Origin of the sequence: uncultured Thiodictyon sp. (assembly GCF_903828115.1) — a bacterium.
In the GTDB taxonomy this organism is placed as follows: domain Bacteria; phylum Pseudomonadota; class Gammaproteobacteria; order Chromatiales; family Chromatiaceae; genus Thiodictyon.
In genome coordinates, this window is record NZ_CAIKKU010000732.1 from 1 (window position 1) to 2902 (window position 2902).

Here is a 2902-nt window from a genome sequence, read left to right on the forward strand (position 1 = left end):
GTCGGTGGCCTTGGTGACGGTTCCGGCCACGCGACATCGTAAGGTGGACAAGCGCAGCGCAGTCCACCAGCGGCGGCGCTGGCTGCGGTGGACTTCGCTCCCGCTCGTCCACCCTACCGGCCCAACCCGGAGTGCGATTCCTGCTGACGTGTCAGAAGTGACACGCAGTGTCCCACGCCGCCTGGCCCGACCGGTGGCGACCCCTCGCCCTGGTGCCGTCGCTCGGAACGGCTCGAACCATTGGTGTCGGGTGCGCCGCGCGCACCTTGAGGGGCTGCGGTTGAACGAAATGGCGTGAGTCTCGATCAGCGCCGTGGTGCGCGCGGCGCACCCTACGGTTATCGGCACGGCCAATGGGCCGGGCATTGCTACCACGGCCCCCGGTCACCCGCGGCGCCCGGGTGCTGGCGTGAGTCTTGCTGTCGCTCTGGATGATCCGCCGTCTGCCCTGTTCGTCCCAGGTCGGGGTCCGCGATCAGCCGACCGGGAGAGAGAGCCAAGCGCATGACGCAACCCTTCAGTCCAGCAGTCCAAACGGGTCCGCGGCCCTGGCGCTCGGCCCTATTAACCCGGTGCGCCCGCCCGCTCGCGGACGCGCTGCGCAGCGCTACGCGCGCCCGGCCCCGCTTGACCCTCCTGCTCCTCGCCCTGACCCTCGCGGCCGGCGTCGAGGCCGCAGAATTCACGCTGCGCATCGGCCTGATCGACCAGGCACCCGCCGCGGTGCCCCCCCTCTCCGCCCTGCTGCCGCCGATCGTCGATGACGGCCTGGAGGGCGCGCGTCAGGGTATCCGCGACAACGCCACCACCGGTCGCTTCACCGGTCAGGCGTTCGAGCTGGTGCCGACGCGGGTCGCACCCGGGACCCCGGCCGCCGCGGCCTTCCGTGACCTCTACGGCCAGGGCCTGCGGGTCTTTCTGATCAACCTCCCGGCCCCCGACCTGCTGGCCCTGGCGGACCTGCCGGAGGCCCGGGATTCGCTGCTGTTCAACATCGGCGCGCCGGACGATCGCCTGCGCGTAACTGACTGCCGCCGTAACCTGCTGCACACGGCCCCGAGCCGCGCCATGCTGGCGGACGCCCTGGCCCAATACCTGGCCTGGAAGCGCTGGACGCGCTGGTTTCTGGTGGTCGGACCCACCCCGGGCGATCAGGCCTATGCGGCGGCCCTGCGGCGCGCGGGCAAGCGCTTCGGTGCCAAGATCGTGGTGGAGAAGCCCTGGACCTTCGAGGCCGGGGCCTCGCGCACCGACTCCGGGCACTTCACCGAGCAGCAGGAGGCCAACGCCTTCACCCAGGTGGCGGACTACGACATCCTGCTGGTTGCAGACGAGTCAGACACCTTCGGTGAGTATCTGAATTACCGCAGCTTCCTGGCGCGGCCGGTGGGCGGGACCCAGGGGCTCAGCGCCGCCGCCTGGAGCGGGGTCTCGGAGCAATGGGGCGCGACCCAGTTCCAGCGCCGTTTCCGCGAGCGCACCGGGCGCTTCATGACCCCCCTGGACTATGCCGCCTGGCTCGCGGTGCGCAGTATCGGCGAGGCCGCGACCCGCACCGGCACGGCCGACCCCGGGCCCTTGCGCGCCTACCTGCTGGGTCCGGACTTCAAACTCGCCGCCTTCAAGGGGGTGCCGGCCTCCTTTCGGGACTGGAATGGGCAATTGCGCCAGCCGCTCCTGATCGTCTCGCCCCGGGTCCTGGTGTCGGTGTCGCCGCAAGAGGGCTTCCTGCACCAGTTCTCCACACTCGACACCCTGGGCTATGACCGGGCCGAAACCACCTGCGGGATGAAATAACGAATGTCGATCACTCACTCACTGTCTGTAATGAGCCGCGCCGGGGCACTCCTGGCGATCCTCGTCCTTGCCTTACCCGGCGCGGCCGACGCCTATACGGTGTATGTCTCCAGCGAGAAGGACAATACCATCACGGTGGTGGATGGCGAGAGCCTCGCGATCAAGGCCAGCGTGAAGGTCGGACCCAGACCCCGGGGTATCGCGCTCAGCAAGGACTTCAAGTCACTGTATGTCTGCACCAGCGACGCCGACCATATCGAGGTGCTCGATCTGGCGAGCCTCAAGGTCACCCACAGCCTCCCCTCGGGCCCGGACCCGGAACTCCTGGCCCTGGCGCCCGACGGGCGCCTGCTCTATGTCGCCAATGAGGACGACAACATGGTCACGGTGGTGGACGTGGAGGGGCGCACCAAGGTGGTCGAGATCCAGGTGGGCGTCGAGCCCGAGGGCATGGGCCTGAGCCCGGACGGCAAATGGCTGGTCAATACCTCAGAAACCACCAACATGGCCCATTTCATCGATCTCGCCACCCGTGAGGTGGTGGCCAATGTGCTGGTGGACCCGCGCCCGCGGGTCGCCCAATTCACCCCGGACAGCAAACAGGTCTGGGTTTCCTCCGAGATCGGCGGGACGGTCAGCGTGATCGACACGACGACCAAGGAGAAGCTCAAGGTCATCCGCTTCGAGGTCCCGGGGCTGCGCCCCGAGTCGATCCAGCCGGTCGGCATCCGTTTGAGCGCCGACGGCAAGCGTGCCTATGTCGCCCTGGGCCCCGCCGCCCGGGTCGCGGTGGTCGACACCGCCACCTTCGCGGTCGAGAAATATCTGTTGGTCGGGCAGCGGGTGTGGAACCTGGACTTCTCCCCCGATCAGCAGCGGATGTTCACGACCAACGGCGTCAGCAATGATATGTCGGTCATCGATCTTGCGAGTCTCAAGGTGCGCAAGAGCATCCCGGTTGGGCGTCTGCCCTGGGGGGTGGTGGTCGCGCCTTGAGTAACACCATCGTTGTCGTTGTCGTTGTCGTAATCGTAATCGGAGAACCGATGCAATTTGGTGTGGGAGAATCCAGGGTGCTACGATAACCTCGACAACGACAACGACA

General features: G+C 67.5%; 2 protein-coding genes. Both read left to right on the forward strand.

All coding sequences use genetic code 11. The features are described from left to right. The first annotated feature begins 504 nt into the window (after positions 1-504). Positions 505-1797, forward strand: coding sequence for an ABC transporter substrate-binding protein (locus QZY48_RS27170; protein ID WP_295436699.1), 1293 nt, complete (start codon positions 505-507; stop codon positions 1795-1797). Positions 1798-1800: 3 nt separating this feature from the next. Next, entirely contained in the window at positions 1801-2793 is a 993-nt protein-coding gene (locus QZY48_RS27175; RefSeq protein WP_295436701.1) for a PQQ-dependent catabolism-associated beta-propeller protein, read from the forward strand. The last annotated feature ends 109 nt before the right edge of the window (positions 2794-2902 follow it).

What these genes read in the sequence shown, in the direction of transcription:
- QZY48_RS27175 (WP_295436701.1), top strand. Translation starts at nt 1,801, where the DNA reads ATGTCGATCACTCACTCACTGTCTGTAATGAGCCGCGCCGGGGCACTC.
- QZY48_RS27170 (WP_295436699.1), top strand. Translation starts at nt 505, where the DNA reads ATGACGCAACCCTTCAGTCCAGCAGTCCAAACGGGTCCGCGGCCCTGG.